The organism is Gemmatimonadota bacterium (assembly GCA_022560615.1).
Lineage (GTDB): Bacteria > Gemmatimonadota > Gemmatimonadetes > Longimicrobiales > Gaopeijiaceae > UBA1138.
This window is the reverse complement of sequence record JADFSR010000025.1, coordinates 12,403-39,235: the sequence shown is the minus strand read 5'-3', so window position 1 is coordinate 39,235 and position 26,833 is coordinate 12,403. Positions and strand designations below refer to the sequence as shown.

The 26,833-nt window shown below is 65.8% G+C and carries 24 protein-coding genes, 1 pseudogene and 1 riboswitch; of the genes and pseudogenes, 14 read left to right on the top strand and 11 right to left on the bottom strand.

The window, feature by feature from the left end; translation table 11 throughout:
• Positions 1-17: 17 nt before the first annotated feature.
• Complete coding sequence (locus tag IIB36_13910) at positions 18-1,550, top strand: RsmB/NOP family class I SAM-dependent RNA methyltransferase (GenBank protein ID MCH7532834.1); 1,533 nt, start codon at positions 18-20, stop codon at positions 1,548-1,550.
• On the opposite strand, the gene IIB36_13905 is transcribed toward IIB36_13910, so the two are convergent.
• The 5 genes from IIB36_13905 to IIB36_13885 all read right to left on the bottom strand — a co-directional run bounded on the left by IIB36_13905 (position 1,494) and on the right by IIB36_13885 (position 6,457).
• The gene (locus IIB36_13905; GenBank protein ID MCH7532833.1) at positions 1,494-1,883 is read right to left on the bottom strand and encodes a (deoxy)nucleoside triphosphate pyrophosphohydrolase; all 390 of its coding nucleotides are present in this window, start codon (positions 1,881-1,883) and stop codon (positions 1,494-1,496) included. The two genes, IIB36_13910 and IIB36_13905, sit on opposite strands and share 57 nt — an antisense overlap.
• Positions 1,880-3,013: an MFS transporter gene (locus IIB36_13900; GenBank protein ID MCH7532832.1), complete on the bottom strand. Its 1,134-nt coding sequence runs from the start codon at positions 3,011-3,013 to the stop codon at positions 1,880-1,882. Before IIB36_13900 ends, IIB36_13905 begins: the two co-directional genes overlap by 4 nt.
• Before the next feature lie 116 nt (positions 3,014-3,129).
• Positions 3,130-4,488: a YfcC family protein gene (locus IIB36_13895; protein MCH7532831.1), complete on the bottom strand. Its 1,359-nt coding sequence runs from the start codon at positions 4,486-4,488 to the stop codon at positions 3,130-3,132.
• Positions 4,485-5,384: a M28 family peptidase gene (locus tag IIB36_13890; protein MCH7532830.1), complete on the bottom strand. Its 900-nt coding sequence runs from the start codon at positions 5,382-5,384 to the stop codon at positions 4,485-4,487. Before IIB36_13890 ends, IIB36_13895 begins: the two co-directional genes overlap by 4 nt.
• 29 nt (positions 5,385-5,413) lie before the next feature.
• Positions 5,414-6,457, bottom strand: coding sequence for a lyase (locus IIB36_13885; GenBank protein MCH7532829.1), 1,044 nt, complete (start codon positions 6,455-6,457; stop codon positions 5,414-5,416).
• A 191-nt stretch (positions 6,458-6,648) separates the two neighbouring features.
• On the opposite strand from IIB36_13885, the gene IIB36_13880 reads away from it, so the two are divergent.
• The 3 genes from IIB36_13880 (at position 6,649) to IIB36_13870 (ending at position 10,594) form a co-directional block, all read left to right on the top strand.
• Positions 6,649-7,611, top strand: coding sequence for an MBL fold metallo-hydrolase (locus IIB36_13880; GenBank protein MCH7532828.1), 963 nt, complete (start codon positions 6,649-6,651; stop codon positions 7,609-7,611).
• Positions 7,608-8,801 carry an ATP-dependent 6-phosphofructokinase gene (locus IIB36_13875; protein MCH7532827.1) on the top strand — a complete coding sequence of 398 codons (1,194 nt, stop codon included), beginning with the start codon at positions 7,608-7,610 and terminating at the stop codon, positions 8,799-8,801. Before IIB36_13880 ends, IIB36_13875 begins: the two co-directional genes overlap by 4 nt.
• 167 nt (positions 8,802-8,968) lie before the next feature.
• Entirely contained in the window at positions 8,969-10,594 is a 1,626-nt protein-coding gene (locus IIB36_13870) for an acyl-CoA synthetase (GenBank protein MCH7532826.1), read from the top strand.
• A 334-nt stretch (positions 10,595-10,928) separates the two neighbouring features.
• Here IIB36_13870 and IIB36_13865 read toward each other — a convergent pair whose 3' ends face one another.
• Positions 10,929-11,333 (bottom strand): transposase, encoded by a 405-nt coding sequence (locus tag IIB36_13865; GenBank protein ID MCH7532825.1) that lies wholly within the window; start codon positions 11,331-11,333, stop codon positions 10,929-10,931.
• 431 nt (positions 11,334-11,764) lie between these two features.
• Here IIB36_13865 and IIB36_13860 point away from each other — a divergent pair.
• Both IIB36_13860 and IIB36_13855 read left to right on the top strand, forming a co-directional pair.
• Positions 11,765-11,911: pseudogene (locus IIB36_13860) on the top strand (hypothetical protein).
• 272 nt (positions 11,912-12,183) lie between these two features.
• Positions 12,184-12,606 carry a hypothetical protein gene (locus IIB36_13855; GenBank protein ID MCH7532824.1) on the top strand — a complete coding sequence of 141 codons (423 nt, stop codon included), beginning with the start codon at positions 12,184-12,186 and terminating at the stop codon, positions 12,604-12,606.
• A gap of 194 nt (positions 12,607-12,800) precedes the next feature.
• On the opposite strand, the gene IIB36_13850 is transcribed toward IIB36_13855, so the two are convergent.
• The 3 genes from IIB36_13850 to IIB36_13840 form a co-directional block, all read right to left on the bottom strand.
• Entirely contained in the window at positions 12,801-13,382 is a 582-nt protein-coding gene (locus IIB36_13850) for a hypothetical protein (protein MCH7532823.1), read from the bottom strand.
• A 102-nt stretch (positions 13,383-13,484) separates the two neighbouring features.
• On the bottom strand, positions 13,485-13,829 hold the full coding sequence (locus IIB36_13845; GenBank protein ID MCH7532822.1) for a zinc-dependent metalloprotease: 345 nt from the start codon (positions 13,827-13,829) through the stop codon (positions 13,485-13,487).
• Positions 13,738-14,247, bottom strand: a complete 510-nt coding sequence (locus IIB36_13840) for a zinc-dependent metalloprotease (protein ID MCH7532821.1) — start codon at positions 14,245-14,247, stop codon at positions 13,738-13,740. Before IIB36_13840 ends, IIB36_13845 begins: the two co-directional genes overlap by 92 nt.
• Before the next feature lie 425 nt (positions 14,248-14,672).
• Between IIB36_13840 and IIB36_13835 the strand changes: the two genes are divergently transcribed.
• From IIB36_13835 to IIB36_13810, 6 genes are all read left to right on the top strand, one after another.
• Entirely contained in the window at positions 14,673-15,140 is a 468-nt protein-coding gene (locus IIB36_13835) for a hypothetical protein (GenBank protein ID MCH7532820.1), read from the top strand.
• 26 nt (positions 15,141-15,166) lie between these two features.
• Positions 15,167-16,411, top strand: coding sequence for a hypothetical protein (locus IIB36_13830; GenBank protein MCH7532819.1), 1,245 nt, complete (start codon positions 15,167-15,169; stop codon positions 16,409-16,411).
• Positions 16,408-19,818: a CPBP family intramembrane metalloprotease gene (locus tag IIB36_13825; GenBank protein MCH7532818.1), complete on the top strand. Its 3,411-nt coding sequence runs from the start codon at positions 16,408-16,410 to the stop codon at positions 19,816-19,818. Before IIB36_13830 ends, IIB36_13825 begins: the two co-directional genes overlap by 4 nt.
• 39 nt (positions 19,819-19,857) lie before the next feature.
• Positions 19,858-19,974, top strand: a riboswitch (SAM riboswitch).
• Between the two features lie 86 nt (positions 19,975-20,060).
• Entirely contained in the window at positions 20,061-21,146 is a 1,086-nt protein-coding gene (locus tag IIB36_13820; GenBank protein MCH7532817.1) for a homoserine O-succinyltransferase, read from the top strand.
• Positions 21,046-21,672 (top strand): PLP-dependent transferase, encoded by a 627-nt coding sequence (locus tag IIB36_13815; GenBank protein ID MCH7532816.1) that lies wholly within the window; start codon positions 21,046-21,048, stop codon positions 21,670-21,672. Before IIB36_13820 ends, IIB36_13815 begins: the two co-directional genes overlap by 101 nt.
• The gene (locus IIB36_13810) at positions 21,657-22,535 is read left to right on the top strand and encodes a hypothetical protein (GenBank protein ID MCH7532815.1); all 879 of its coding nucleotides are present in this window, start codon (positions 21,657-21,659) and stop codon (positions 22,533-22,535) included. The genes IIB36_13815 and IIB36_13810 overlap by 16 nt, the downstream gene beginning before the upstream one ends.
• Positions 22,536-22,602: 67 nt before the next feature.
• Here IIB36_13810 and IIB36_13805 read toward each other — a convergent pair whose 3' ends face one another.
• Complete coding sequence (locus tag IIB36_13805) at positions 22,603-23,994, bottom strand: putative Ig domain-containing protein (GenBank protein ID MCH7532814.1); 1,392 nt, start codon at positions 23,992-23,994, stop codon at positions 22,603-22,605.
• Positions 23,995-24,048: 54 nt separating this feature from the next.
• Positions 24,049-24,264: a type II toxin-antitoxin system Phd/YefM family antitoxin gene (locus tag IIB36_13800; GenBank protein MCH7532813.1), complete on the bottom strand. Its 216-nt coding sequence runs from the start codon at positions 24,262-24,264 to the stop codon at positions 24,049-24,051.
• A gap of 129 nt (positions 24,265-24,393) precedes the next feature.
• Here IIB36_13800 and proB point away from each other — a divergent pair, with 129 nt between their 5' ends.
• Entirely contained in the window at positions 24,394-25,554 is a 1,161-nt protein-coding gene (gene proB / locus IIB36_13795; protein ID MCH7532812.1) for a glutamate 5-kinase, read from the top strand.
• Positions 25,554-26,831 (top strand): glutamate-5-semialdehyde dehydrogenase, encoded by a 1,278-nt coding sequence (locus IIB36_13790; GenBank protein MCH7532811.1) that lies wholly within the window; start codon positions 25,554-25,556, stop codon positions 26,829-26,831. Before proB ends, IIB36_13790 begins: the two co-directional genes overlap by 1 nt.
• Positions 26,832-26,833: the final 2 nt, after the last annotated feature.

Here is a 26,833-nt window from a genome sequence, read left to right as displayed (position 1 = left end):
GCCGCGGACGGGGCCGTGTGCGTCTGGAGCGCGCGCAGACCGTAGACCTCGAGCGGTACCGCGAGATCATCTCTGACTGGGCCGACTTCGCGGCCGCCGTGGAGCGCCCCGAGCCGACGGTGCTGCGCGTACGCACCGGCCGGATCAGCCCCGATGCGTTGCTCGATCGGTTGGCGGGTCGCGGCTTCGTGCTGCGACCGAAAGAGGGGCTTCCACACTTTTTCGAAGTCGAATCCGGACCGGGACCGGTCTCTCTGACGCTGGAGCACTGGCTCGGGCTCTTCTACGTGCAGCAAGCTTCGACCGGTGTCGCGGCGCCAGTGCTGAACCCCCAGCCCGGTGAGCGCGTGCTCGACCTTTGCTCGGCGCCGGGAGGCAAGACCACGCATGCCGCCGATCTGATGCAGGACAGGGGGTGTCTCGTGGCGTCGGAGATCAGCGAGAACCGGATCCGCGGTCTTCTCGGCAACGTCTATCGACTCGGTCATCCGAACGTGTTCGTGGTCGCGAGCGATGGCCGTGACTTCCCCGAAGGGCCGCTCTTCGACCGTGTCCTCGTCGACGCTCCATGCTCGGGGGAAGGCACCCTCCGGCGCAGCGGCGGCAAGGCGCCCCGGCAGTCGGCCTCTTTTGGCCGCTACGTGAGGGCGGCTCAACGGGCCCTCCTCGAGAAGGCGATCCGACTGGTTCGCCCGGGCGGCACGGTCCTCTACGCGACGTGCACCTTCGCTCCCGAGGAGAATGAGGCCGTCGTCGACGAAGTCCTGAAGAGCCAGCCCGTGGAGGTCGAGCCGATCACGCTTCCGGTACCACACGCGCCCGGACTCACGTCGTTCGCCGGAGCCCGCTACGACGCCCGGTTGGAGGGTGCAGCGCGGATCTATCCGCACCACTTCGACTCCGGTGGACTCTTCCTGGCGAAGCTGCGCCGGCTGGACGATGGCTCCACCACAGCCGACGGATCCTTCGATGACGGGTGGACTCCGGTGCCGGCGAGTTTCCCGGGAGACGGCCTCGATCCTGCGCACCATGTCCGGACGGCATGCGAGGACCTCGAGCAGCGGTTCGGCGTCGATCGAGGCGAGCTCGTCGACCTCGCGTGGATCCAGCGTGGCGGCCGTTTATGGTTGCACTCGCTGGGCGAGTGGCCGCTCGACGCCTGGCGAGAAGGTCCGTGGCGAGAGGGAGCCTGGCGGCCGATCTCGGTCGGCTTCCGAGCGGTCGATTTCGACTCGAGGGATCGGCCACGCCCGACGAACGATCTTCTGCGATGGCTCGGAGACTCGGTGCGGGAGCGAGCCTTCGACATCGATCACGAGCGGATGCTCCGGCTTGCACTCCGTGAGGCGATCGACTTCGAGCAAGAACTCCGTGGTCCTGTGGCGCTGCGCTACGACGGAGACCTCGTAGGCCGGGGAGCCGCTACCGTCGACGGGCTGAAGAGTGAGATCCCGAAGGCGCGGTCCGCCGATCTGCTGAGGGCGTTGGAAGCGTCAGTCCCCTCTGTTGAGCTCTCTGACGAACGCCGCGTCGGCCGGGGCGAGCGGTAACCTTCCGAGCTCCGACGGTGTGAACCACGCCACCTCTGAGTGCTCGTGTGGGACTGGCTCGCCCTCGATCTCGACCTCCACGAAGTGGATCTCGAAGGGGGTGTCGCCGTCGCGAGAGGAGAAGAGCGTCCGTCCGATGCCGTTCGTCGAGACCGACAATTCTTCGGCGAGCTCGCGTCTCGCGGCTTCCAACATCGACTCTCCGGCGTCGACTTTCCCTCCGGGGAATTCCCACAGGCCGCCATGTCGCTTGTGCGCGGGCCGACGTCCGACCAGATAGCGGCCGCCCCGCCGGACTACCGCCGCGACAACGGGGATCGGTGCTTGCTTCATCGTCGGCTGGGAACGGTCCACACGAGTAGGATGGCGGCGAGGCCCGCGGTGGCGGCGCCGAACGCGAAAGGCGCCGCGGCGCCGAAGCCGCTCCAAGGCCCGACGCCTTGCCACAGCACGCCCGCCAGCAATGAGGCCGGGAGGCTGATGAGGCCGACCACCGCGGCGTAGCTTCCGTACGCGGTCCCCCGTAGCTCAGGAGGCACGAGGTCTGCGATCAGCGCCTTGGCGGCCCCGGAGACCAGCCCGTGGTACGCCCCGTACACGGTGTAGAGGACGGCGATATGTGTGGGGGTGCGCGCGGCAGCGAAGCCCAGGTACACCATGGCGTAGACGAGCCATCCGCCGAAGAGGACCCACTTCCGCGGTACTCGATCAGCGAGTGAGCCGGCCGGACCGGAGATGGTCGTGTACACGACGTTGAACGCCACGAGAATCCACAGCACACCCAGGACGGAGAGCCCGCGCTCCTGCGCTCGTAGCACGAGGAACGCGTCCGCGGAATTCCCGAGCTCGAACAGAACCGAGCATGCGGCGAACGCTGCAAAGCCCCTCCCGAGCCCGCGGATGCGGATCCGGGGCCCAGCACGTGCACGCTCCCTCGGCAAGGCAACGTCCCGCGCGCCCACGGCCAACACGACGACAGCCAGGAACGCGGGGACTAGGCTCCACAGCACGAGAGTCCTGAACGTCCCTTCGGACAGCATCGGATTGGCTCCCTGGGCATTTGCTACGACCCAGATCGTGACCAGCAGGCCGACGACCGCTCCCGCGCTATCGCCTGCGCGGTGTAGACCGAACGCCAAGCCCCGACGCTCCGGTGGGGTGGAGTCTGCCAGCAGGGCATCCCGCGGTGCGGTGCGGATCCCCTTGCCGACGCGGTCCACGAAACGGATTGCCGCGACCGCGCCCCATGTGGAAGCGAAGTAGAGGAACGGCCTGGAAATCGCGGAGGTTGCATATCCGGCGACCGCCAGCCACTTCCTGGCGCGCAGCCGATCGGAGAGCCATCCCGAGTAGAGCTTGAGAACGCTGGAGGCGGTGTCGGCAAGACCGTAGATGACCCCGACCGTCCAGATGCGAACTCCGAGAACGTTCGCGAGGAAGAGCGGCAGGACGTTGACGAGCATCTCGCTCGAGACGTCCGTGAGGAAGCTCGTCCCGGTCGCGACCCAGACGTTTTTGTGCAGCTTTTCCCGGGCGCCGGGCCTAGGAGGGTGATCGGAAGGGGGGGTGCCCCGCTGGCTCAAGCCAGCCCGATCGCGATGGCGATCGCGATGGAGAGTGCTCCAAGCGCTACGAGTGCCAAGTAGAGCGGCATCGCGAACTTGATCCACTCCTCGTAGCGCACTCCTGCCGCAGCGAGCATCGCCAGCAGCGCCCCATTGGTCGGTGTGATGATGTCACAAAGGCCTGCCCCGTACTGATACGCGAGCACGACGACCTGCCGTGAGAGACCGAGTAGATCAGAGAGCGGAATGAGGACGGGCATGGTGAGGACAGCCTGGCCGCTCACGCTCGGCACGGGCACGTGGATCGCGGTTTGGGCGACGATCATTCCCAGGCTCGAGGCGATCAGCGGCAGTCCCTCGAGCGGCGTGAACATGGCGTGCACGATCGTGTCGACGATGTGGCCGTCTTCGAGCACGACGAAAATCGCGCGCGCGAAGCCTATGAGCAGTGCGGCGTATGCCATGCTTCGAAAGCCCCGCACGTACGCTTCGGCGGTGCCGGTCAGGCCCATGCCCGCGAGTAGGCCGATCACCACGCCCATGATGAAGAAGGCGGCAGACATCTCGTTGAAGTCCCAGCCCCAACGCGGCAGGAGGCCTATCACGATCACTGCGAACGTCACGGCGATGAGCCCGAAGATCACCCAGTCTTTGCCTCCGATCCCGGCGTCGCTCGAATCCTCGACGACTTCCGGCTCCCGCCGTTTCCGTGATGCGTAGCGCATCGTCATGCCGATCCAAAGCGCGAGCGCCAGGATCAGGAAGACCCCGCGGAAGAGTCCCCCCGAGCCGAGCGGAAGCTCTGCCAGCTTCTGTGCGATCTGGACCTGGAAAGGGTTGATGGGGCTGAACGCCGATCCCACGAATGCCGCACCGGCGCTCATCGCGACCGCGACGAGCGGTGTAAAGCCGACTGTGCGGGTCAGAATGAGCAGAACGGGGATCAGCGGGATGATCTCCTCCTGCATGTTCTCCACCACACCTCCTGTGGCGAAGAAGATCGAGACGATGGGGATGACCAGTAGGTCGCGACCTCTCAGCGTGCGCACCAGCGACGTGACGCCCCGCCGGAGCGCACCGGTCTCGTCGACCACGGTGAATGCCCCACCGATGAGGAACACCAGGAAGATCACCTCGGCGGCTTCGGCCATGCCACGGGGTAGCGCGACCATCGCATCGAAGAGGTTGACGGGGGCGCGCTCGACTGCGTGGTACGTGCCCGCGACCACGACCGAGCGGCCGGTCGCCTCGTCTTCGGACCGGTCGAACTGGCCCGCGGGCAAGACGTAACTCGCCGCCGCCGCCAGGATCACGCAGCCAGCGAGCAGAACGAGAGGATGGGGAATGCTGAACCGCGGCTTCGCCTCGCTCATCGGAGGGCCTCGTCCAGCGCGCGCATCACGGTCAGAATCGTCCGGACCGACGCGACGTACTCGACGGGGTCTATGTTTTCGAAGTCGTCAGTGGGACGGTGATAGTCGGCGTGGTCCTCGACTCCGAAGTACACGAAGGGGATTCCGGCTTGGTGGAAGGGCGCGTGGTCCGACGAGTTGGTCCAGTTCGCGCCCTCCGGGGCGCCCGGGCGGTCGTGTCCCTGCCTCACGGTCACGGGGGCGTTCGCCGTCGCCTCCTCGATCACAGGTCGAAGCGCAGGCGTGTGGTGCGCGCCCACTGCCCAGAGCAGGCCCGCTGTGCGGGCGACCATGTCGAGATTGACGTTCAGCACGATCTGCCCGAGAGGGATCGGAGGTTGTGCCACGAACTCTTTCGCCCCGAGCAATCCTTCCTCCTCGGCATCGACCAGCGCGATCACGAGTGTAGCGCCGAGCGGACTCGCCACTACGTCGCGTGCGATCGCGAGCGCCGCGGCGACCCCTGAGGCGTTGTCATCGGCTCCGTTGAAAACGACGCCGCCTCGCACGCCTTGGTGATCGTAGTGGGCTGTGAGCACGATGTACCGTTTCGTCGCGTCTCGACCCGGCACGGTCGCGATGATGTTCACCGCGCGTGCGTTGGCGGTCTCGAAGCCGTGCTCGTAGCTCTCGCCGATCGGTGCTGCCCCGATGGACTTCAGCGACTCGATCAGGAAGACCCTCGCGCGCGCGCTGCCTGGCGTCCCCGAGGCTCGTCCCTCCATGGAGTCGTGCGCGAGCACGGAAAGATCCTGGAGCAGTCGGTCGAATGACGCCGGGTACTCGATGTCCTGCGCGGCCGCTTCGGCCGTGAGGGTCGTGGCCGCCGCGACAGCAACCGCGAGGCCCGTTCTCATCACGGCTGGAACCACGAAGCGCAGACGCATCAGTACGAGACGATGCGCCTCCGCGGCGGAAGCTTGGCCTGTCCCACCGTATTCGTGTCGGTACCGAACCAGATGGAGTTGGTCTCAGCGTCGAAGTACATGTGACGGATCGAGCCGCCGCCGCTCTCGAGGAGCGTTTGGCTGAAGATCTCGCCCGTCATCGGATCGAAGCCCACGAAGTTGTTCGGTCTGGGACCGGTCTCGACCAGCCAGATGCGGTCGGAGTCGTCCGCGACCACGGCGTAGGGACGCGAACTTTCCCCGCCCGGGAGCGGGAACTCTTGTACATCACCGGTCGCGGGGTCGAGGCGGCCGAGCGTGCCGCGCGTCCAGTCGCCGTACCAGAGCACGTCGTCCGAAGTGATCGCGATGCGGCGTGGCCGCGCATTCTCCGGCAGTTCGAAGGTCTCGAGCTCGAACGTCTCAGGGTCCACCGTCGCGATCATGTTCGTGTTGAACAGCGCGATCCACGGATGGTCTCTTGAGTCCATGACGATGCCGTACGGCCGGCTGCTCCCCATGCGACCACCGCGGCCGGACGCAGAGGGTGTCTCGAGCAGGCGAATCTCACCGGTCTCAGTCCAGAATTTACCGACGAAGTTGCCGTTCTGCGCAGTGAACCATATGTCGCCCATGGAGTCGAAAATGAGCGTATGCGGATCACGTGCGCGTTCGTCGGGCATCATGAACTTCTCGACGTCTCCGGTCTCTGGGTCGAGTCTCCCGATGTGGCTCGCGCGGTTGCCCGAGTAGTAGACCATGCCGTCGACGTCGACAATCAGATTGTGCGGATTGACGCTCTCGTCCATGTCGAACTTCTCGAAGCCACCCGTCTTCGGGTCGAGCACGGAGATGTAGTTGCCCACCTGGCCGACAAACCACACCCGTCCGTCCGGCGCGACCATCGGGTCCCGGGGACGCGACTGCGCATAAGGGACTTCCCACTCTTGAAGCGCGGGATCCGTATCGGTCTGCGCCACGGCTGGGGGTCCGGGCAGCAGAAGTGTCACTACGGCTGCGAGCACTGGTGTGGTTATCCGCATGAGAGCCCTCCATCGGCTACGGATCAACGTCAAGGCACCGAGAAGACAGCTGCACTTCCCGGGACGCTGTCAAAGTGTGCGTTCCGGTGTCCCCAAGCGAGCACCGCTGTATCCGTTGTCTTCTGTTGCTGGTCTCGCGAAGTGCGGCAACGGAGCCATAGGTTGCGGCTCACACTGAGCTGGAGGTCGTTTTGGGAGATTACCGAAGCTACACACGGCGCGAGTTCCTCGATCGCACCACGTCGTGCGCCGCCCACATGGGCATCATGGCTGCTGCGTCACCGCTGTGGGCGCGCGCTCTGTGGAGTCGGCAGGAGCGCTTTCCGGTGGTCGCTTCAGAGTCGTGGGGGCGGCTGGAACAGATCAGCGCAGGCATCTGGGCTTTGGTCTCCAACCCGCTCGAGGATCGCACGACGCTCTGCAACGGAGGCATCGTCGCGGGTCGGGCGGGCGTCGTCGTCATCGAGAGCTTCGCATCCGACGAAGGAGCCCGCTGGATGGCTCAACAGGCGATGCGCCTCGTTGGGCGGCCACCCACGCACGTCATTCTCACCCACCATCACGGGGATCACACCGGAGGTCTGCGGGGCGCAGCGGAGAGTACGGACGTCGTCATGCTGGCGACCGCTTTGACACGCGACACGATCCTGGAGCGGAACAGAAACGCTCCTGCGGACGTGCTTGAAGGTGTGGAGCTGCTCGGCGGAGGGGGACCCACCGAGATCGACCTCGGTGACCGGTCGCTGCTCGTGGTGCCTCGCAGGGGACACACTGACTCCGACGTGAGCATCGAGATCGCCGATCCGTCCGTGGTCTTCTGCGGCGACTTGGTTTGGAACGGGATGTTCCCGAACTACGTGGACGCGGTACCCAACCAGCTGTCTCAGAATGTGCGGGTCCTGCGACGCAGGGAGCCGACCACCTACGTGCCAGGCCACGGACCGCTAGCGGACGACGCGGCGGTGGGCGCGTACATCGAGTTGCTCGACGACGTGGAAGCGGCGGCCAGGCGGGCGATCGAGCGGGGGTTGACCGCAGAGCAGGCCGGCGAGGAGTACCGGCTGCCGGAGGGGATGGAGGAGTGGACGCTCTTCAGTCCGGGGTACTTCGCTCGCGCGATCGGCGCTTGGATGACCGCCCTGAACGGCGTATGAGCGCAAAGGGCACTATCGCCGTCCTGACGGGCGGTGGAGACGTGCCGGGGTTGAATCCTGCCGTGCGGGCGGTCACCCTCCGCGCGGTCCGGGAAGGGCACCGGGTACTCGGCATCCGCCGCGGGTGGCGCGGCCTGGTGGACCTCGTGCCCGATCCGGACGCGGACAACTCTGTGGCAGTGGTGGAGCTGACGCCCGAAGTCGTGCGCACGGCAGGTCGCACGGGGGGCACCATCCTGCACTCGTCGCGCACCCGGCCCAGCCATTTGCCCAAGGCGTTCGTGCCACAACACTTACGGGATCGGTACCCGGACGAGATCAACGACGTCACGAACGATGTGCTGAAGAACCTCGACTTCCTGGGGGTCGATACGCTGATCCCGATCGGCGGTGATGACACGCTCTCGTACGCGTATCGTCTGCACGAGGAGGGCGTGAACGTCATCGCGATCCCGAAGACGATGGACAACGACGTTCCGGGCACGGACTACTGCATCGGGTTCAGCACCTGCGTGACCCGCACGATCGAGCTCACTCACCGGCTGCGCACGTCGGCCGGATCCCACGAACGCATTCTGGTCATAGAGGTCTTCGGACGGTACGCGGGGTACACGGCGCTGGTGCCCGCGATGGCGGGGGCGTCGGACCGATGCGTGATTCCGGAGTACCCGTTCGATGCCGAGCGCCTCACGGAGCTGCTGGTCGAAGACCGGCGCCGGAATCCGAGTCGCTACTCGGTCGTACTCGTTTCCGAGGGCGCGACGATGACGGGAGACGACGACATGGTCTTCTCCGACAAGGAGAAGGACCAGTACGGCCACAAGAGGCTGGGCGGCATCGGCGATCGGCTTTCCGAGCGCATCAAGGAGCTGTCACCGCGCTTCAACGACGGAAAGCTCATCAATACCGTGAACCAGCGGCTCGGGTATCTGGTCCGCTCGGGGGAGCCCGACGCTCTGGACTCGATCGTCCCGATGGCGTTCGGCAATCTCTCGCTCGACCTGGTCGGGCAGGGGAAGAGCGGCGTGCTCGTGGCGGTCCGAGACGGCGTGTACCGGCACGTGCCCATCGATGCGGTGATGGGTACGAAAAAGGTTGTGGACGTCGAGCTTTTTTATGAGACGGAGCGCCTGCGACCCAAGTACACGACGTTCGGGGAGAAACCTCTTTTCATCATGACTAGTGGGTGAGTTCGGGGGCGTGCGTCGCGTGTCTTTCCTTCGCTCAGGCATTCCTTTCCCCGGTCCCCGCCCCCCGCCGGAACGCGATGTCGCTTCGGAAAGACACGCGACGCGCGCCCCCGACGTTGTAGGCCGAGGGGCTGAGGGGCTGAGGGGCTGAGGAATAGGAGGAGCAATTGAGCAAGTACGATCTCGATATGGAGCGGCGGTCTGCGAATCATGTGCCGCTGTCGCCGTTGTCGTTCTTGCGGCGTACGGCAGCGGTGTATCCGGAGCGGTGCGCGATCCGGTACGGCCGCCAGGAGTGGAGTTGGGCTGAGACGTACGGTCGGTGCCGAGCTCTTGCGGATGCCCTGCGGCGGCGGGGCGTGGAGAAGAACGACACGGTTGCGGTGCTGTGCCCGAACACGCCACCGGCGGTGGAGGTCTCCTTCGGCGTGCCGATGGCGGGCGCGGTTCTCAACATGATCAATACGCGACTCGACGCCGAGATGGTCGCGTTCATCCTCGACCATGCGGAAGCGCGCTTCTTCGTCGTCGACCAGAGTTTCGCGCAGGTCGCTACAGCGGCGCTCCGGATCGCCGAGGCGTCGCCCACGGTCGTGTTCATCGAAGACGATGCGATCGAGCCTGTCGAGAGCTTCGGTGACGTGTCATACGAAGAGCTGATCGCGGAAGGCGATCCTGGCGCCGACTGGTCACGCCCCACAGACGAATGGGACGCGATCGCACTGAACTACACCTCGGGCACCACGGGGAATCCCAAGGGCGTCGTCTACCACCACCGCGGCGCGTACTTGAATGCGCTCAGCAACGCGCTCGATTGGTCGCTACCGCAGGGTCCGATCTACCTGTGGACGCTGCCGCTCTTCCACTGCAACGGCTGGTGCTTTCCGTGGACGATCGCGGCCGTGGCCGGGACGAACGTGTGCCTGCGCGGGGTCGACGGGGGTGCGATCCTCGATCTGATTGGCCGCGAGGGCGTCACGCACATGTGCGGCGCGCCGATCGTGATCAACATGGTCACCACAGAAGCTGAGAAGCGGGGTGAGGCCCTGCCGCACAAGGTTCGCATGATGACGGCGGGCGCCGCCCCCCCGGCCGCGGTGCTGGATCGAGCCGGGCGTGTGGGCTTCGAGATAACGCACGCGTACGGCCTCACCGAGTGCTACGGGCCGAACACGGTCTGCGCGTGGCACCCCGAATGGGACGAGCTGCCGCTGGAGGAACAGGCCAGGCTGAAAGCTCGGCAAGGAGTCGTCTACACCGTGCAGGAGGAGCTGACCGTACTGGATCCGGAGACGCTCGAGCCGGTGCCGGCCGACGGGGAGACGATTGGCGAGATCATGATGCGCGGAAACGTGCTCATGAAGGGATACCTGAAGAATCCCGACACCACGAAGCAGGCCTTCGAGGGCGGGTACTTCCACACAGGTGACCTCGCCGTCATGCATCCGGACGGCTACGTCGAAATCAAGGACCGGTCCAAGGACATCATCATCTCGGGTGGCGAGAACATCTCGTCGATCGAGGTCGAGAGCGTGTTGTATCGTCACCCTGCGGTGTCGGCGGCCGCGGTCGTGGCGCGACCTGACGACCACTGGGGAGAGACACCGTGCGCGTTCCTCGAGCTACGGGAGGGTGCCGAGGTGACGGAGCAGGAAGTCATCGACTTCTGTAGGGCCAACATGGCCCACTTCAAGGCGCCGAAGACCGTGGTCTTCGGGGAGCTGCCCAAGACGTCGACTGGGAAGATTCAGAAGTTCGTGCTGCGGGAGCGGGCGCGGGCGCTTGATTCCTAGTTCTCAGGCGCGCCAACCAAAAGGCGCACGCTGGGGAGCTGCTACCGGAGGGCGCTCACTGGCCTATGAGCCCCCTGGGATTGCACGACTACATTACTGGTACCCGCCCGATTACAAAATCGTCATCGGGGTCTCCAGCAGGGCTTATCCTTCTAATGCCGATCCCTGGAACAGCACCGGACGGAAGGCGGGTGGTGTTTTCGGCCGGACAGGTAGGGGCTCGCGATCTCTACGATTGACGGGCGCGGCGGCACCATCCAGCGGGTGATGGATGTTGGACGCGGTGACAGTGGCGTCGATGCGCACCCTACGTCCGTCCTCGACTCCCTGGGCTTCAGCATACTGGAGGATCACCTGGTTGACCGTCTGCCAGGTCGCCTCGGAGATCCGCTTGATGTTCTTGGCCAGCGGCCGACTTGCGGGGCACATCGAGCGGATGCGTGAAGGCGCAGAAGCGCCGGTAGGTGAGCGAGTCCGCCAGGCAGAACTCCAGCTCCTCGTAGCTGAAGCCCCTCATCTGCTTGATCACGGCCGCCCGGAGGATGACGTACGCGCTCAAGCCCGGCCGACCTCGCCGATCGGGCTTCGTACCTTCCTCATCTTGCAGATCTTTCCAGACCAGTCGCGTGATGGTAGGGTTGTCACACAGGATCCGATCGATCACTTCCAACTCGCGAGCATGCTCGTGGGGCAGGCTGTCGCCTCGGAAGAGGTCGAGGGCGGGAAAGACTGGGCGCATCCAGTTGCTCCGATCTTGCTGGTGGGTGGTTTGCTTGTTTTCTTACACCAAACCTACGCCTTTCCACGCGAAATTGCGAGCGCCAGATGCGCCTTTCTCGTTATCCTGCAACAACTTACGAATTTGTGGATGGGATCTAGTCTAGTCTAGTACCCGATCCTGGGTGGGTCGTCTGTGGCAGGCGGAAGTGATGGAGAAGCGGCCGAAAGGTCCTCGTCTGGCGCGACGAGGCGCTGGGTAATCTTTCCGTCCATCCTCGTGTGCACGACGATCTGGTGATCCCAGGGCCATCCTCGACGCTCCCTAAGCACCACGGCGTTGCAGGGAGGGAATGATTGGATATTCCACCGAAAAAGGCTCTTCAGAGCCTTCCCGGCAAACCCGAAGAGGGACTCTAGGCTCAGGGGTCGATGTAGTAGAAGTCCACGCGGTCCGTCACCGCGGGAGGGAATCACACCTGTGCGATTTCGGACGTCGGATTCTTGTACTGCTGGGGACGGAACCGATCGTTCCAGGCCTGGGGAGAGGACGACACCCGCCCAGTGGAGGTCCCCACGCGGGTCTTCGCGCCATCATGATTCCACGTCTTCGTGGACGGCCTGGTGATCGTCGGCAGATCCTGCTGGCGTGCAGCCGGTCTAGGCCTCTAGGCCATGAGTCCGCCCTACTCGTGGTCCCCGCAACCGTCCTAGCAGCAGCCGTTCCATACATCATGTGCTGACAGTGAAGACAGTGTTGAGCTGGCGGGCTCGGCGGTAAGGAGAAAGTGAGGCGTTGCTTGGTCGCGGATAAACGCACAAACTGCCTGCCTCCGCCTGTACCACGTCTCTGGATTGAGATGACGTGATCTATTGTCTCAGAACACTCGGACGACTGTCTCTGCACCGATCAGGGCCTGAGACGAAGGCACTCCTGTCCGACACGAAGCGAGGACTACGCGACAGCGGTCCGGCTATACGGAGGGCCCTTCCTCTCGTCGCTTCGTGACACGAGCGGTGGCGAGTTGTCCAGGTGGATCGAGTCCGAAAACGATCGGATCTGGACTGGTCTTGAAGTTGCCTTGGCGACGCTCATCCGGGATGCGAGGGGGGCCGGCGATCACCGACGGGAAGTTGAGTTGGCCGAGCGGTATTGTGACCTGAATCCTCTCAGCGAACGAGCAACTCGGTTCCTGATTCAGGGACTGCGCAGTCTGGGCGAGGAGACCGCGCACCGAGATTCTCCATGGCCCGGTCTGGGTGTACGAAGGGGAGAAGTACGTATTGAGGGCTGAGGCAGGCCGCTAGGTGCCGCTGGGTGTTACCGAACCTATTTGGGACAACATGGCGCACTTCAAGGCGCCGAAGTCCGTGGTCTTCGGTGAGCTGCCGAAGACGTCGACTGGGAAGATCCAGAAGTTCGTGCTGCGGGAGAGGGCTCGGGCGCTGGGGTAGAAGGCCGCGGTAAAGGGCGTGGAAAAACGGCTTGTTAGCGTAGCACGCTGACCGGCGTGCCTGGGCTGGACCCGAGTTGCACGTACATGAAGAGCGACTGCCCGCACTCATTGCCCGCGGTGCCCATGCGCGAGCTCGCGCTGAGCGCCTGCCGGGCAAAACCGAGTCCGTCCCCCGCCAGCAGCGTGCTCGACGGCGCGAGGTTACCGGCAATACCGATATGGACGCCACCGGAGTCGTGCAGCGGGGTGCCACTTACGCCGTTGTCGATCGGCAGGACGCGCGCGAGGCCCATCGGGAAGACCTGGCAATTCTGCAGTCCCGATGGGCTCTGGCCCCTGAGGCTGATCGACAAGCTCGACGCCACGGAATAGGGCCGACCGATCGACACGCCGGTCCAGAGGTCCAGCGTTGGTGTGTGCTGGTAGGTGCTGGTGAACTGCCCGTGGGACTCGGCTCGGCTTGAATTCCCGAAGGGGTTCGAGGACTCGTCCCGGTCGATGCCCACGATGGCGAGTCCGGAGTTGAGCGCCTGAGTGCACCCGGTCGTCATCGCGAGCAGTGCAACGCCGAATGTGACGGCGAAGGCCCGTGCGAGTGGTGTCCGTGCGCTCATGGCATTCCCCCTTGGTCAACCCGCCTCTCAACCACTATACGCCCAGGACCGCACACGCTCAACTACGTAGATCGACGTAGCTGGTCGTTCGCGGGGATAAACCTAGATGGCGTAGCCCCGAAGTCTGCGACGACGACCTATTTCCTCGCCTCCCGCTCCAGAATTTCGGCCTCGTTGAGCCAGACCGGTGCCGTGAACACCTCGCGGCGCCAGCAAATCCATCGCGCGCTTCTGATGATCGCGTTCGACCCCGTCGAAGACGGCTCCCGTCTCGTCGGACGTCTTCAGGTCGACGTGCACGCCCGCGACCAGCGTGAGCACGTGGCCGACGTACCGATTCCACTGGCTCAACGCCTCACCGTAGATTTCGGCGAGGTCGGTGTAGTCCTCTCCCGGCTTGGTCGTCCACTCGACGAGCTTCGGGACGATGCGCTTCAGGTTCGCCATGCCGTACTCGCTGGCTCGAACCGGATCGTCTACCCATGTCCTCCGTTTGGGCGCGTGGGTCGCTCACGCTGAGGCCGCCCTGAGGGAGGTACTTGTACATGCGATCGTGCGCGCGCTCGACGATCCATTCGTCGAGTGTCCCGAGCTCGTCCTCGGGCCGTAATCCGTCCCCGGGCTGTGCGATGTAGTTCTGGCGCGCGTAGTCCATGATGGTCGGCGCGACCCCCATCCGGCTGGCGAAGCTCTGTGAACGAAGAGAGTCGACCGGGTAGGACGAGCTAGCGACCATGTTGTGCGGTAGTCCGATCGCATGGCCGATCTCATGCGTGATCACTTGCTCCATCGCCTCCTCCATGAGGCGATCTGTGAGCGGAAGCTGTCGCGCGTCCGGGTTGGCCGCCCCGGTCTGGACCATCATCCAGTGGGTGGCGGAGTGTTCGGGCTAGTGGCGCCGCCACACGCAGCGACGAAGAGAGCGCCGGCGAAGAGCCTGGTCGAAGCGAGAACGAAACGGCCGTCTGCGATCGGGGCAATGGCTACGTTTGCCGCCCACCCGAATCGCCCGTAGGCTACGGTCCCCCAGGCTGGCCGCCGCGCTCGACGGGAGCGAGCGCGACCGGCGTAAATCCTCCGGCGTAAATCCTCTAATGAGGCGTGGACATGCACGCTTTTCGAGCTTCGCGGTCCGCGGGACCGGTCAGCGCCCCAGCACCGCGGTGTCCTCGCCTTCGGTTCGCGCTCACTGCAGCGCTTGTCGGCGCTGCGATCCTCGGGCCTTCGCACGGCTCCGGCCAGTCACCTCAGGCAGTCGAGGCGGGAGTTGGGTCGGCCGTAGGCGGCGCCGTGCTCGGTGCTCTGACCGGCGCACTGGCAGGCGCCTCGTTCGTGACGCTGAAGGCGAACGTCTTCGACAGCTACGTCGAGGGATCGGTGAGCGAGGGCCTCGGCGAGCTTCTGCCGTGGGTGATAGCGGGTGCTGCCGTTGGAGCGATTTCCATCTCTATCGGCGAGGGCGCCACCGTTGGGCACGCCGTCGGACCGACGGTGCGTGGCGCGGTGGCCGGTGTTGCGACAGGGGTTGCCGTCGGGGCCCTCAGCGCGGTGCTCGCGAGCCTGGGACCCGAAGAGCTCCGTGATGAGCTGCCCGGTGGCGCGTGGTCGGGCGCATTCATCGGACTCGGTGCGGGGGCGCTGGTCGGCGCCATCGGGGTCTTTGCAGGACCGGGTGAGGACCACAACGGCTGGGGGCCCGGTGCATGGGGTGGCGGAATAGCTGCGATCCCCCTCTTCTACTGGTCGATCAGGTTCTGATGGGTTTGGGGCGTCGAGGGGGCACATTGGCCACCGCGGCCGTGCTCGGGATCGTGTTCGTAGCGGCGGGCTGCAGCCTCAACGAGTTTGTCACTACGTGCCCGCCACCCGCCCAAGGCATGCGCGCGCCGCTCGAATGCCGCGACCCGGGCGGATCGGATCAGGAAGCGGTCCTCTTCCTCGTCGGGGATGCGGGGTACGTGCCGTTCGGGGAGAACCCGGTGCTGCACGACCTGCGGGAGCGCGTCCGTGCACTGGGCGATCGAGGTGTTCCTGTGATGGTCCTCTACTTAGGGGACAACGTCTACGAGGACGGGGTACGTGCTGATCACCCGGAAGATCTTGAGCTCCTCGACGCGCAGGTCGAGGTTGTGCGAGGCGTCTCGGCGCGGGCGCGCTTCATAGCGGGGAACCACGACTGGGCGAACACGAGCGACCCGGTAGGAAGACGGCGGCTCCGGGCGCAGGAGAGGGCCCTCAGGACTGATGGCTTCGCTCTCGGGGCCCTGGGAAGCGACACGTTCCCGATGGTCCCCGAGGCTGGCTGTCCCGGTCCGAGGAGAGTCGATATCCGGAACCGAGCGGGTGCTCTGATGGCGCGCGTGCTGGCGGTCGACTCTCAGTGGTGGATTGCAGGCGTGGCGGCAAATCCCGATTGTGCCTCCCGGTCGAAGGAGGATGTCGTGCGACGGCTCCGGTCCGAGCTGGCCGCCGCCGGGGACACCCAGGTGGTCCTGGCCGCCCACCACCCGCTCGTCACGGGCGGTCCCCACGGCGGCAACGCGGAGCTCTTGGAGGGCCTCGCTTACCGCGCACGCCTGGTGAACCAGGATATGGCCGCGGCAGCCTACCGGGACTACCTCAGGGTGATCGAGCCTCTCGTGGCCTCGAGTCGCGTCCCGGTCATCTTTGCCGCCGGCCACGATCATTCGCTCCAGGTGCATGAATTGAGCGGGAACCCGGACGGGGGGCCCGGGGGCGCTAGCTGGCATCACCTCGTCTCCGGGAGTGCAAGCAAGCGGACCGCGGTTCGGAGGGTCGAGCGCGAAGGCGTTGAGACTCTCTTCGCAGCCTCTCTCCCCGGGTACATGAGGCTCGACTTCCGCTCCCGCGGCCGTATTCAGCTGAGCGTAGTGGCGGGCTGCCCCGATACCGGACCCAACGGCGTGCAGGCGGGAGCAAGCGGCCGGCCGGCCGCGGCCTTCGACCCACTTCCGATCTGCGAGACCGATCGGGGGTTCCGCACGGTCTTCTCGAAGTCGATCCGATGAAGGTGACGGCCATCTTGGCCGCCGAGCGGGAAGCGCCCATGACGCGTCGCCCGACTTTCTGGATCATCTTCTGTGCGCTCGGCATCGCCGGTGCGGTCACGGCGATCCAGCTCTTCCGCGTCGCGCTGCCCAGCGTTTCGCTCGACATCTCCATGGACCGTGGGAGTGCGCTGGCCGAAGCCGCCGTACTCGCCGAGCGATACGGTTGGGCCCCCGCCGACGCGCGCTCAGCGGCGTCGTTCGGGCAGGTGGGTTCAGAGGTCCAGACGTACGTCGAGCTCGAGGGCGGCGGCCGCGACGCGTTCGAGAGCCTGGCGAGGGCGGGTGTCTATCAGCCGTACCAGTGGTCGGTGCGGCGATTCGCGGAGGGGGAGGTCGAGGAGGCGCTCGTACGCTTCACGCCAGAGGGCACCCCGTACGGTTTTCGTTTGCGACTCTCGGAGGACGACCCCGGCCAGGGTAACCTCGACGAGACTGCCGCTCGCGCGGCGGCCGAGGCAGGAGCAGCCGCGTGGCCCATCGACCTCTCCAGCTATGCGCTGCTCGAGTCCTCCGAGGAGACGCTGCCCAGCGGGCGGGTGGACCACACCTTCGTCTTCGAACGCACCGACGTCACGCTCGCGGAGGCTCGTTTTCGCGTGCGGCTCGTCATCGCCGGCGACCAGTTCACACAACTCACGCACTTCGTGCATGTGCCAGAGGCCTTCTCGCGTCAGTACGCCGACATGCGCTCGACGAACAACGCGATCGCGCTCGTTTCGCAGTCGATCTTGGTGCTGTTCTTCGTGCTCTTCGGCGCGGGCGTGGGAACGGCCCTGTTGTTGCGACGGCGTTGGGTGGAGTGGCGCACCGCGCTGACGTGGGGCGGCTTCTCGGCGCTGCTCATCGGACTGAACGGCGTGAACGCGTTGCCGCTGTCGTGGATGTCCTACGACACGGCTCTGTCGGCGAACACATTCGTACTGCAACAAGTCGCGGCGGCCGGTGCGATCTTCTTCCTGGGCACGCCCATCCTCGGTTTCTTCTTCATGGCGGGGGAGTCGCTCGGGCGCCGCGCTTTCCCGGACCACCTGCAGCAGTGGCGCGTCTGGTCTCCCGAGGTGGCGTCGTCCAACTCGGCGCTCGGCCTCACGGCGGCCGCGTACGTGCTCTTGGGGCTCGAGGTCGGGTACTTGGTACTCTTCTACCTGGGCACGTCACAGCTCGACGGCTGGTGGTCTCCCGCGGGTGCACTGGTGCAGCCGGATCTGCTGGCGACGTACATGCCGTGGTTGCAGGCGGTGTCGATTTCGCTCTACGCCGCGATGTGGGAGGAGAGCATCTTCCGTGCGGTACCGATCGCGTGTGCCGCGCTCATCGGCGCGAAGTACGGGCGGAAGAACCTGTGGGTGTGGGGAATGGTGGCGGTGCAGGCGGTGGTCTTCGCGGCGGGGCACGCGAACTACCCGCAACAGCCTCCGTACGCACGCGTCATCGAGCTTACCATCCCTGCGCTCACATGGGGTGCGGTGTACGTCTTCTTCGGACTCGTGCCGACGATCCTCACGCATTTCCTCTACGACCTCGCGCTGATCTCGGGGGTGCTGTTCGCGTCGGACGCGATGTTCGACCAGGGCGTCATCGTCGCTGTCGGACTCGTTCCTGCCGCGATCGTGCTTTGGGCTCGGCGCGGAGGAAGGGCACGGTCGACCCCGCCGGAGTGGGCGTACAACCGGGCGTGGTCTCCGCCCGAGCCGGCGAGCGGTCCGGAGTCGGGGGTTGTCGCGGCAACGGTGAGGGCGCGGGACGCGCCGTCCGGCGCCGACGCCGCCTCCGAGCTACCCGTTCCCACGCGCGTGATCTACGTCGGGGGCCTCGTCGGCTTGCTACTCTGGGTCGGCGCGGCCGTGATGCGGGAACCGCTGCCGACGCTCGTGCTCGGACGGTCCGAAGTCATGGCCATCGCTCAGGAAACAATGGATGCTTCTGGCGCGGTGTCGGAGGGTTGGACCCGGATCGTCTACACGGGAGGCGGGAATTCGGCAGCGCACGCGTACGTGCTGGAGCAGGGAGGGGAGCGAGCCCTCGATCAGCTTCTCGGCAGCTACCTGACCGATCCTCAATGGGTTGTTCGCTACGTGGACTGGGACGCCGAGCCGGAGGAGCGGGTCGAGGAGTTTCGCTTGTACGTGTCCGGTGAGGGTGGGCTGCGGCGCATGGCTCATACACTGCCCGAAGCGCGCGCGGGGGTCAGTCTGTCCGAGGACTCGGCGCGAGTCCTCGCGCTCGCCGCTGCTGGCACCGTGATGGAAGAGGACGCAGCCCGTCGTCTCGAAGAAGTGGGCGCCGAGGAGACCGTGCACCCGGCTCGGACCGACTGGGAGTTCACCTTCCGTGATCCGGCACTCCTGGCCGACCTGGCAGGCGAGGCGCGCGTGACGGTCGAGGTCGCCGGCGGCGAAGTCGCGGATGTCCGCCGCTATGTGCACGTGCCGGAGGAGTGGGGCCGAGAACGGCGTGAGAGCGGCACTCGACGGAGTCTCATGCTCGGCGGGCTCGCAATGGTGCTCGTGCTCAACTTCGTCGGGGGCGCGGTCATCGCGATTGTCGTTTGGAGTCGCCGGGGGCTCCCGACGCGAGTGGTGCTCACTACTGCGGGAGTGACGTTCCTGGCGTTGGCGCTCTCCATCGGCAACGGCTGGTCTGACGTCACGGCGATCTTCTCCACCGCCCAGCCGTGGACCCTCCAGGCAGGGGGAGCCGCGTTCGGGCTCCTGTTGATCGCTCTCATCGGAGGAGCCGGCATCGGTCTGATCTCCGGCCTCGGCCACTCCTGGTTCGAGCCCCGTAGCCGAAAAAACGCTCCGCGCTGGGTTGGGCCCGCGCTCGGTCTGCTCATCGCCGGTTTGGGGAGCATGGCGTCCGTGCTCTCGCCTGGGCGGCCCACGCTCCCCGACTATTCCGGGGCTTCGGCGTTCTTTCCGATCCTCGCCGAGCCGCTCGACGCCGTGACGCCGTTCCTCTTTGTCACGGCTGGCATGCTTGCGCTCTCCGCGGCCACCGTGCGCTTCGCTGGGCACACGTTCTACGGGAGTATCGTGGGCTTCACGATCTTGGCCATGGGTGCCGTGATCGTCCCGGTTGGGTTGCAGGAGTCGGTTCTCGCTTGGATCGGGGCCGCGCTGGTCGGCGTCGCGGTGATCCTTACGATCGTGCGCTTCAGTGCACGCGTGCCGGCCTTGGCGCCGTTGATCGTGGGCACACTTGCGGTGACGGAAGCGCTCGAGACAGCGCTGATCGGGCCATACCGCGGCGCACGAGTGGGTGGCCTGCTCGCTGCGGCGCTCATCGCTTGGCTCGCGCTCACCTGGTCCCGGGCGCTCAGTCGAGCCGATGGCGCCCGGGTCGGCGGCGAGGCCGCCGGTTGACCTACCCCAGCCGGATCGACTACTGTTGGCGCCACAAACAGCTCATCGAGACCGGTCGAGGGACAGGCCCTTAGACGCCGGGGCAACCTGCGGAATGTGGCAATTCCGCAAGGTGCCAACTCCTACGATGGACGAGAGTCCATTGGAAGATGAGTCGCCCGCTTCGCGAACGCGTAGCCGCCGAGCTTCGAGGGCGTCGATCTCCAGGAGTCCGATGGAATATCTCGGTCTGGAGGATCGACATGACGCACGCAGCCCTCGCCCGCGGCCCCGCGGGTCACGTTGAAGCATACTGTTCGACCGGCACGTCGCCGGGCTTCTCCGGTCGCACACGCCATCGCATCGAGCTGGACCATCACGCGACCCAGGCCATCGAGGTCTCGTACGAGGTGCATGGCCCCGCGCACGCGCCGGCGCTCGTCGTTCTCGGAGGCATTTCCGCGGGTCGGCATCTCGCTCCGACGGTCGCTGACCCTTCGCCCGGCTGGTGGCCCGGAGTAGTTGAGCTCGGGCGGGCGCTCGACCCGACCCGCCATCGGCTCATCGGCGTCGACTACCTAGCGGGTCCCAGCTCGACCTTTCGCACGACGGCGCCTGTGACCACGCACGACCAGGCTCGCGCGATCGCCGCGGTGCTCGACGCTCTGGGTGTTCCTTCCGTCACGTTGGTGGGCTCGTCCTACGGCGGTATGGTCGCTCTCGCTTTTGCGGAACTCTTCGCCAGCAGGGTGTCCGGGCTGGTGTTGCTGTGTGCGGCGCACCGCACGCACCCGATGGCAACGGCCTGGCGGTCGATCCAGCGCTCGGTCGTGCGACTCGGCGAAGAACGTGGAGCTCCGGCAGAGGGGCTCGCGCTCGCCCGCGCGTTGGCGATGACCACCTACCGAAGCGCCGACGAGTTCGAACGACGCTTCGACTATAGACCCGACATGGACAGCCTCGACCTCGCCAGCCTCGACGCCAACGGCGGAGCGGTGCGCTTCCCGGTTCAGGACTACCTCGAGGCGCGCGGCGGAGCGTTCGCGAGCGTCTTCGATGCGGCGAGCTTCTTGAGCCTGTCGACATCGATCGACATCCACTGCGTCGATCCCGGGCTCGTGGAGAGCCGGACCACTTTGGTTTCGTTCGACACCGACGCGCTCGTCCCCCCGTGGCTCGTCGAGGAGCTCGCCCAGGGCGCTCCGGGCGTCTGCGAGCACGTAACGCTGTCCTCGCCTTTCGGCCACGATGCGTTCCTCAAGGAGCCCGAGCGCGTCTCGTCCGTATTCGAAGTTTCTGAACGGGCACAGCGACGTGGTCGGCGGAGCGGTCGTCTCGAAGGGGCCTGAGCTGCTCGAGCGGATCGCATGGTGGGCGAACTGCCTGGGTGTCACCGGGGCCCCGTTCGATTCCTATCTGACACTCCGAGGCGTTCGTACGCTCCAGGCACGGTCGCGCGTCCACGAGGAGAATGCGCTCGCGGTTGTGGAAGCGCTCAACGGACACACCGCCGTGAAGGCGCTCTATCACCCGAGTCTACCCGGCCATCCCGGACACGAGGTCGCGGCTCGCCAGCAGCTCGGGTGGGGGAGCCTCGTCAGCTTCGAGCTCCACGGCGGCCGGGCGGGGGTAGATGCCTTCCTGGACGGGCTGGAGCACCATACGCTTGCGGAATCACTGGGAGGTGTGGAGAGCCTCATCGCGCACCCCGCGACGATGACGCACGCGTCGATGGACGAGGACGCGCGCGCGATTGCGGGCATCAGCGAGGGGCTGCTGCGTCTCTCTGTCGGTATCGAGGATGCCACCGACCTCGTCGCGGACTTGCGAGCTGCGCTTGCCCGAGCACAGGAGGTCGCGTGCGCTGCGGTGTGATCGCGTGTGGCGTACCGAGGTCGCTCCCGGTTGTGGTGCTCAAGTTCGGCTCCTCCGTGCTCGCCCGGCCCGACGGCTACCGCCGAGCAGCCGACGAGGTCGCGCGAGAGGTGGCGAAGGGACATAGGGTGGTGGCCGTGGTGTCCGCGATGGGCAGCACCACCGATCGTCTTATCGAGGCCGCGCGATCCCTCGCACCGACGCCGCCCGAAGCGTTGCTCGGACTGTTGCTGGCGACGGGTGAGGATGCCTCGGTCGCGCTGTTGAGCATCGCCTTGACGAGTGCGGGCGTGAACGTGGTGTCCTTGCCCACCGAGCAGTTTCGTCTCCGGACGCATGGAGCGTTGAGCGACGCGGATCCCGTCGAAGTCGACACGAGCACGTTGGCGGCGGCTCTCGGCACGCACGACGCGGTGGTGCTTCCGGGCTTCGTGGGTCGGGACGCCTCCGGCGCCCCGTCGCTGCTGGGGCGCGGAGGTTCCGACCTAACCGCGCTTTTTCTCGCCGACGCGCTGGACGCCGCCGAAGTGCGGTTGGTGAAGGATGTCGATGGTGTGTACTCAGAAGACCCAAAGTCCGCCGAGCGGGCGGTCGCCCTCACCCACGCGACTTGGGACGAAGTGCGGCGCATCGGCGGTGGCGTCGTACAGGAGAAGGCGATCGCGTACGCTGAGCGGCGGGGTCGCGGCTTCCGTGTATCGTCTGTCGGCGGACAGGGGACTTGGGTCGGTCCAAGGGCTGCGGCGGCGCCGGCAGCTTCAACTGAGCCTCCTGCACCTGATCGAGCATTCCCGGTGCCGTTGCCGCGACCCACGCCACGAACTCGGGCGAAGAAACTATGCGTTCCACGTCCGCGGCGCTGAACTCCAGATCGGCGCTGCGGTTGTCACAGCAGGGGCGCTGGGTTAACTGCCTCTGGGCCTACGGCATTCAGAGTACGACAGGATCAATGAAGCCGTTGGCGGCCGCCGGGTCGTCGATATACATGCGCATCAGGTCCCCCTTCGTCTGGCTCCGCTGCCATGCACCGCCGAACGCCCACATCAGCTTGTCCGTGGATGAGTTGGTCCCCAGGCTGGTATCGGAAGCCTCAACCTCGAGCTTTCCGTTGATCCAAAGGCGAATATGGCCGCGACCCGTGATCGTGTCTCGGTAGAACCAGGTCTCGAATTCCACCCACGTGTCCGCCTGCATGACGAATTCAGGCCATGACGGCCCGTTGGGCGGAGGACCGATGCCCTCCAGCCAGCCCGTGTTCGCGTCAGCAAACACCACCACGCCTAATGCCGGACCACCGAAGTCGGTCCCGATCCCCATGTGCAGCCAACTCGGTGCGCTGCCTGTAATCGCGTCCCGATTGAGTAAGAGCTTGATCTGAGCTCCTCCGGGCCTGTTCGACGCGTCAAGCGTTGCCTGGTCCACTTGCACGTACCAGCGTTGGTAGAGCCCAGTTGGTTCGAGCGGCGGCTGAGTCGGCGATGAGTAGTGGTAGTCGAGTCCCCACAACCCCGCACCAGAGGTGGTGGTAGCCAACGCCGACATTGAGCCGGACACTGAAACACCATAGTTGCCGATGGTGACGAACCCACCCTCTGTCTGTGCCTTGATGAACCCTCCTTCCGTGCCGTCCTCGAAATCGTGCGTGACGTACGTGACCGTCGGGGCCGGTAGGAACTCGAAGGCCCCACCGCCGGGCAGGACATTTGTCAGGGTGCCCACATCCACTCCCTGCGTGACTGTCACATCGGTCTCGCCAACCGCGTGAGGTGGGACCACAACACTGAGCTGGTAGCCACTGACGAAGGTGGTAGACGTCGCATTGGTGCCGCCGAATGCCACCACGGGGTTCTGCGCCGCGTCGAATCCAGCTCCGTTCACAAACAGCACGGTACCGCCCGCGGTCGATGCAACGTCTCTCGATAGGCTGGTTATCGCCAACCGACCAGCAGCCGGCGGAGGTGCGCCGCTGGTGAGTTCGATCTCGAAGCTCGTCGTACCAGCTGCCGTGGGCGTGCCGCTGATCTCGCCCGTGGCCGCGTTCAACATGAGGCCGGCGGGCAGTGTGGACCCGTTAGCCAGCGTCCAGGTGTAGATGCCCTCACCGCCTGCGGCGGCCAACGTCTGGCTGTAGACCGCGCCAACCGTACCGATCGATATCGGGGAGCGGGTCGTGATCTCTAGGGGTGACAGTATCGTGATTTCCAGAGTGACGCGGGCAATCATGGTTCGCTCCGCTTGTGCCTCTACCGACAGTGGGCTGAGGAGCAGGAGCGCTATGACCACTATGAGGTTGAGCGATGGCGCATTGATGGGCGTAGTCATTTCATACCTTACCTGGCCTCTAGAGCCGCTTAGAGGGGCTCATGTGGATAAGGGTTACTTGCTTACGGCGTAGATCCCTCGTGGTTTCTTGAAGCGTAGGGAGGTCTGAACGTCCTTGGCTTCCTGTGGCGAGACGAGGACGGCCATAGGCCTCCCCCATCGGGTCACCACGACCCGGAGATTCTCTTCTCTCACCCGCTTACAGAGCGAGGAAAAGTCCGCTCGAGCCTCGCTGAGGGTGAGCTCCACATCGTTTGAAGGTTGATCCATGAGGTGCACGGGAAAAAGAAAGTTGTACAAAATAGTAACGACACCAGAATGGGGGCGTCAACGGGGGCCTTCCGCGCGCGAGGGACGAATATATATTCTTCTAGTATGCATGATATTGCGATTCGGAGAATGAGGCCCCAAGCGGGGCACCGGCCGACGAACCGGCACAACGCACCCTCGAGGCACAAGCCGAAGCGCGTCGTCCTGAAGCTGGGGAGTCGCACCCTCACGGCGGGCGGCGGCGAGCTGTGCGCCGACACGCTCGCCCGAGTGGCGTCCTCGGTCACCGACGCGACGGACACCGAAGTCGTCATCGTTTCGAGCGGTGCGGTTGCGGCCGGCTTTCGCGTGCTCGGATTCGACGCACCGCCCGAGGCGGTACGGGACCGTCAGGCCGCGGCGGCGGTGGGGCAGACCCGGCTCATGAGCATGTGGGAAGCAGTCTTCAGGGACCGAGGTCGCGACGTCGCGCAGCTCCTGCTCACCAACGATTGTCTCGCGGATCGTCGCCGCTACGTCACCGTCCGAGACGCCTTCACGGCGCTGCTCGATCGCGGAGTCATCCCGATCGTGAACGAGAACGACACAGTGAGCGTGGCCGAAATCATGGTCGGTGACAACGACAACCTCGCGGCCATCACGGCAGCTCTGGTGGACGCGGATCTTCTTGTGCTCCTGACGGACGTCGCGGGTGTATTCCCCCGCGACCCGAGGCTCCACCCCGACCTGCAGCCGATTCCTTTCGCACGCAGTGCGGCGGAGTTGAAAGAGCTCTGCTTCAAGAAGGCGTCTCGCGGGTCGATCGGGGGAATGGTCACCAAGCTCGAGGCCGCGGAGAGGGCGGGCAGGTACGGGATCCCGACCGTTATCGCCTCCGGTACGAATGGGGACACGATCGCGGCGGTTCTTCACGGCGACGAGGTCGGCACCTACATCGCCCCCGCAGCCGAGCCGCTCCGGGCACGCCAGCACTGGATGGCCGTGCAGCGTCGACTCGAAGGCGGCTTGGTGGTCGATGACGGTGCCGTGTCTGCCATCCGTGGGCGGGCGAGCCTCCTGCCCCGTGGCATCGTCGAGGTCGTGGGCCGCTTCCGGAAGGGAGATCTGGTCTCGGTGGTCGATCGTGCGGGGGTGGAGCGGGCGCGCGGTATCGTCCGCTTCGACGACCGAGACGTCGAGCGCATCCGCGGGCTGCACAGCAGGGACCTCGAGCGAGCGCTTGGAAGAGAGGTCGGCGCCGTAGTCATGCGAAGCGATCGCATGTTCATCATCGACGACGAGAAGGGTTAGTGGCGGTCTCGGCGGCTACCTCGGTCGAGCTGCTGATCCCGGACCTGGCGCGCAGGGCCCGCGCGGCCAGCCGGGAGCTGGCGACGACCTCGGGCGAGCAGCGCCGCGTGGCGCTCGAGGCCATGGCGGACGCCTTGGCTGCCGCGGCCGATCAGATCGTGGCAGCCAACGCGTTGGACCTCGCGGCCGCCGACGCGGCTGGGGTCAGCTCCGCGATGCGTGACCGCCTGGTCATGGACCATGACGGTGTCGCTAGGCTGACAGACGCGGTGCGGGAGATCGCGGATCAGCCGGACCCGCTCGGCGAGGTCACCGACGAGCTCGTGCGACCCAACGGACTCGCCGTGAGCCGCGTGCGCATCCCCCTGGGGGTCGTGGCCATGATCTACGAGAGCCGGCCCAACGTTACGGCGGACGCCGCGGCGCTCTGTCTGAAGGCCGGTAACGCCTCCATCCTCCGTGGCGGCAAGGAGGCTCTCCACTCGAATCGTGCGATCGCCGAAGCCCTTCGCGCCGGGCTCGACACGACCGACGTCCCGGCCGACGTGATCCAGCTCATCCCCGTAGCGGATCGCGCCGCGGTCGACATTCTACTCGAGCAGGATCAGTACATCGATCTCGTGATCCCGCGCGGCGGCGAGGGGCTGATCCGTACAGTGACGGAGAAGAGCCGAATTCCGGTGCTTCAGCACTACAAGGGCGTGTGCCACGTCTACGTCGACGCTTCGGCCGACGCGCGGATGGCGACCAGTATCGTGAGCAATGCCAAGGTGCAACGTCCCGGCGTGTGCAACGCTCTCGAGACCCTCCTGGTCCATCAGACGGCCGCTCCGGACCTCCTACCCGGCATCGCCGAGGCGCTGACGGACTCTGGGGTGGAACTACGCGGGTGCGAGCGCACTCGAGAGCTGCTCGGTGACGTCGTGGTGCCGGCGAGCGAGGCGGACTGGGACGCGGAGTACCTGGACCTGATCCTCGCTGTGCGCATCGTGGACGACCTGGCTGCGGCGATCGAGCACATCGACAATCACGGCTCGTCCCACACCGAAGCGATCGTGACGTCGGATGATGCCGCGGCGCAAGCGTTCGTGTCGGCGGTTCAGGCGGGCACGGTGCTCGTCAACGCGAGCACACGCTTTGCCGACGGAGGTGAGTTGGGGCTCGGCGCCGAGATCGGGATCTCCACGTCGAAGCTGCACGCGTTTGGACCGATGGGTGCCCGTGAACTGACAACCCGGAAGTTCGTCGTAAGGGGCACGGGTCAAATCCGAAGCTGAGC

What these genes read in the sequence shown, in the direction of transcription:
- IIB36_13905 (MCH7532833.1), bottom strand. Translation starts at nt 1,883, where the DNA reads ATGAAGCAAGCACCGATCCCCGTTGTCGCGGCGGTAGTCCGGCGGGGC.
- IIB36_13900 (MCH7532832.1), bottom strand. Translation starts at nt 3,013, where the DNA reads ATGCTCGTCAACGTCCTGCCGCTCTTCCTCGCGAACGTTCTCGGAGTT.
- IIB36_13895 (MCH7532831.1), bottom strand. Translation starts at nt 4,488, where the DNA reads ATGAGCGAGGCGAAGCCGCGGTTCAGCATTCCCCATCCTCTCGTTCTG.
- IIB36_13890 (MCH7532830.1), bottom strand. Translation starts at nt 5,384, where the DNA reads ATGAGAACGGGCCTCGCGGTTGCTGTCGCGGCGGCCACGACCCTCACG.
- IIB36_13885 (MCH7532829.1), bottom strand. Translation starts at nt 6,457, where the DNA reads ATGCGGATAACCACACCAGTGCTCGCAGCCGTAGTGACACTTCTGCTG.
- IIB36_13875 (MCH7532827.1), top strand. Translation starts at nt 7,608, where the DNA reads ATGAGCGCAAAGGGCACTATCGCCGTCCTGACGGGCGGTGGAGACGTG.
- IIB36_13865 (MCH7532825.1), bottom strand. Translation starts at nt 11,333, where the DNA reads ATGCGCCCAGTCTTTCCCGCCCTCGACCTCTTCCGAGGCGACAGCCTG.
- IIB36_13850 (MCH7532823.1), bottom strand. Translation starts at nt 13,382, where the DNA reads ATGAGCGCACGGACACCACTCGCACGGGCCTTCGCCGTCACATTCGGC.
- IIB36_13845 (MCH7532822.1), bottom strand. Translation starts at nt 13,829, where the DNA reads ATGGCGAACCTGAAGCGCATCGTCCCGAAGCTCGTCGAGTGGACGACC.
- IIB36_13840 (MCH7532821.1), bottom strand. Translation starts at nt 14,247, where the DNA reads ATGATGGTCCAGACCGGGGCGGCCAACCCGGACGCGCGACAGCTTCCG.
- IIB36_13825 (MCH7532818.1), top strand. Translation starts at nt 16,408, where the DNA reads ATGAAGGTGACGGCCATCTTGGCCGCCGAGCGGGAAGCGCCCATGACG.
- IIB36_13820 (MCH7532817.1), top strand. Translation starts at nt 20,061, where the DNA reads ATGACGCACGCAGCCCTCGCCCGCGGCCCCGCGGGTCACGTTGAAGCA.
- IIB36_13815 (MCH7532816.1), top strand. Translation starts at nt 21,046, where the DNA reads ATGCGTTCCTCAAGGAGCCCGAGCGCGTCTCGTCCGTATTCGAAGTTT.
- IIB36_13805 (MCH7532814.1), bottom strand. Translation starts at nt 23,994, where the DNA reads ATGACTACGCCCATCAATGCGCCATCGCTCAACCTCATAGTGGTCATA.
- IIB36_13800 (MCH7532813.1), bottom strand. Translation starts at nt 24,264, where the DNA reads ATGGATCAACCTTCAAACGATGTGGAGCTCACCCTCAGCGAGGCTCGA.
- proB (MCH7532812.1), top strand. Translation starts at nt 24,394, where the DNA reads ATGAGGCCCCAAGCGGGGCACCGGCCGACGAACCGGCACAACGCACCC.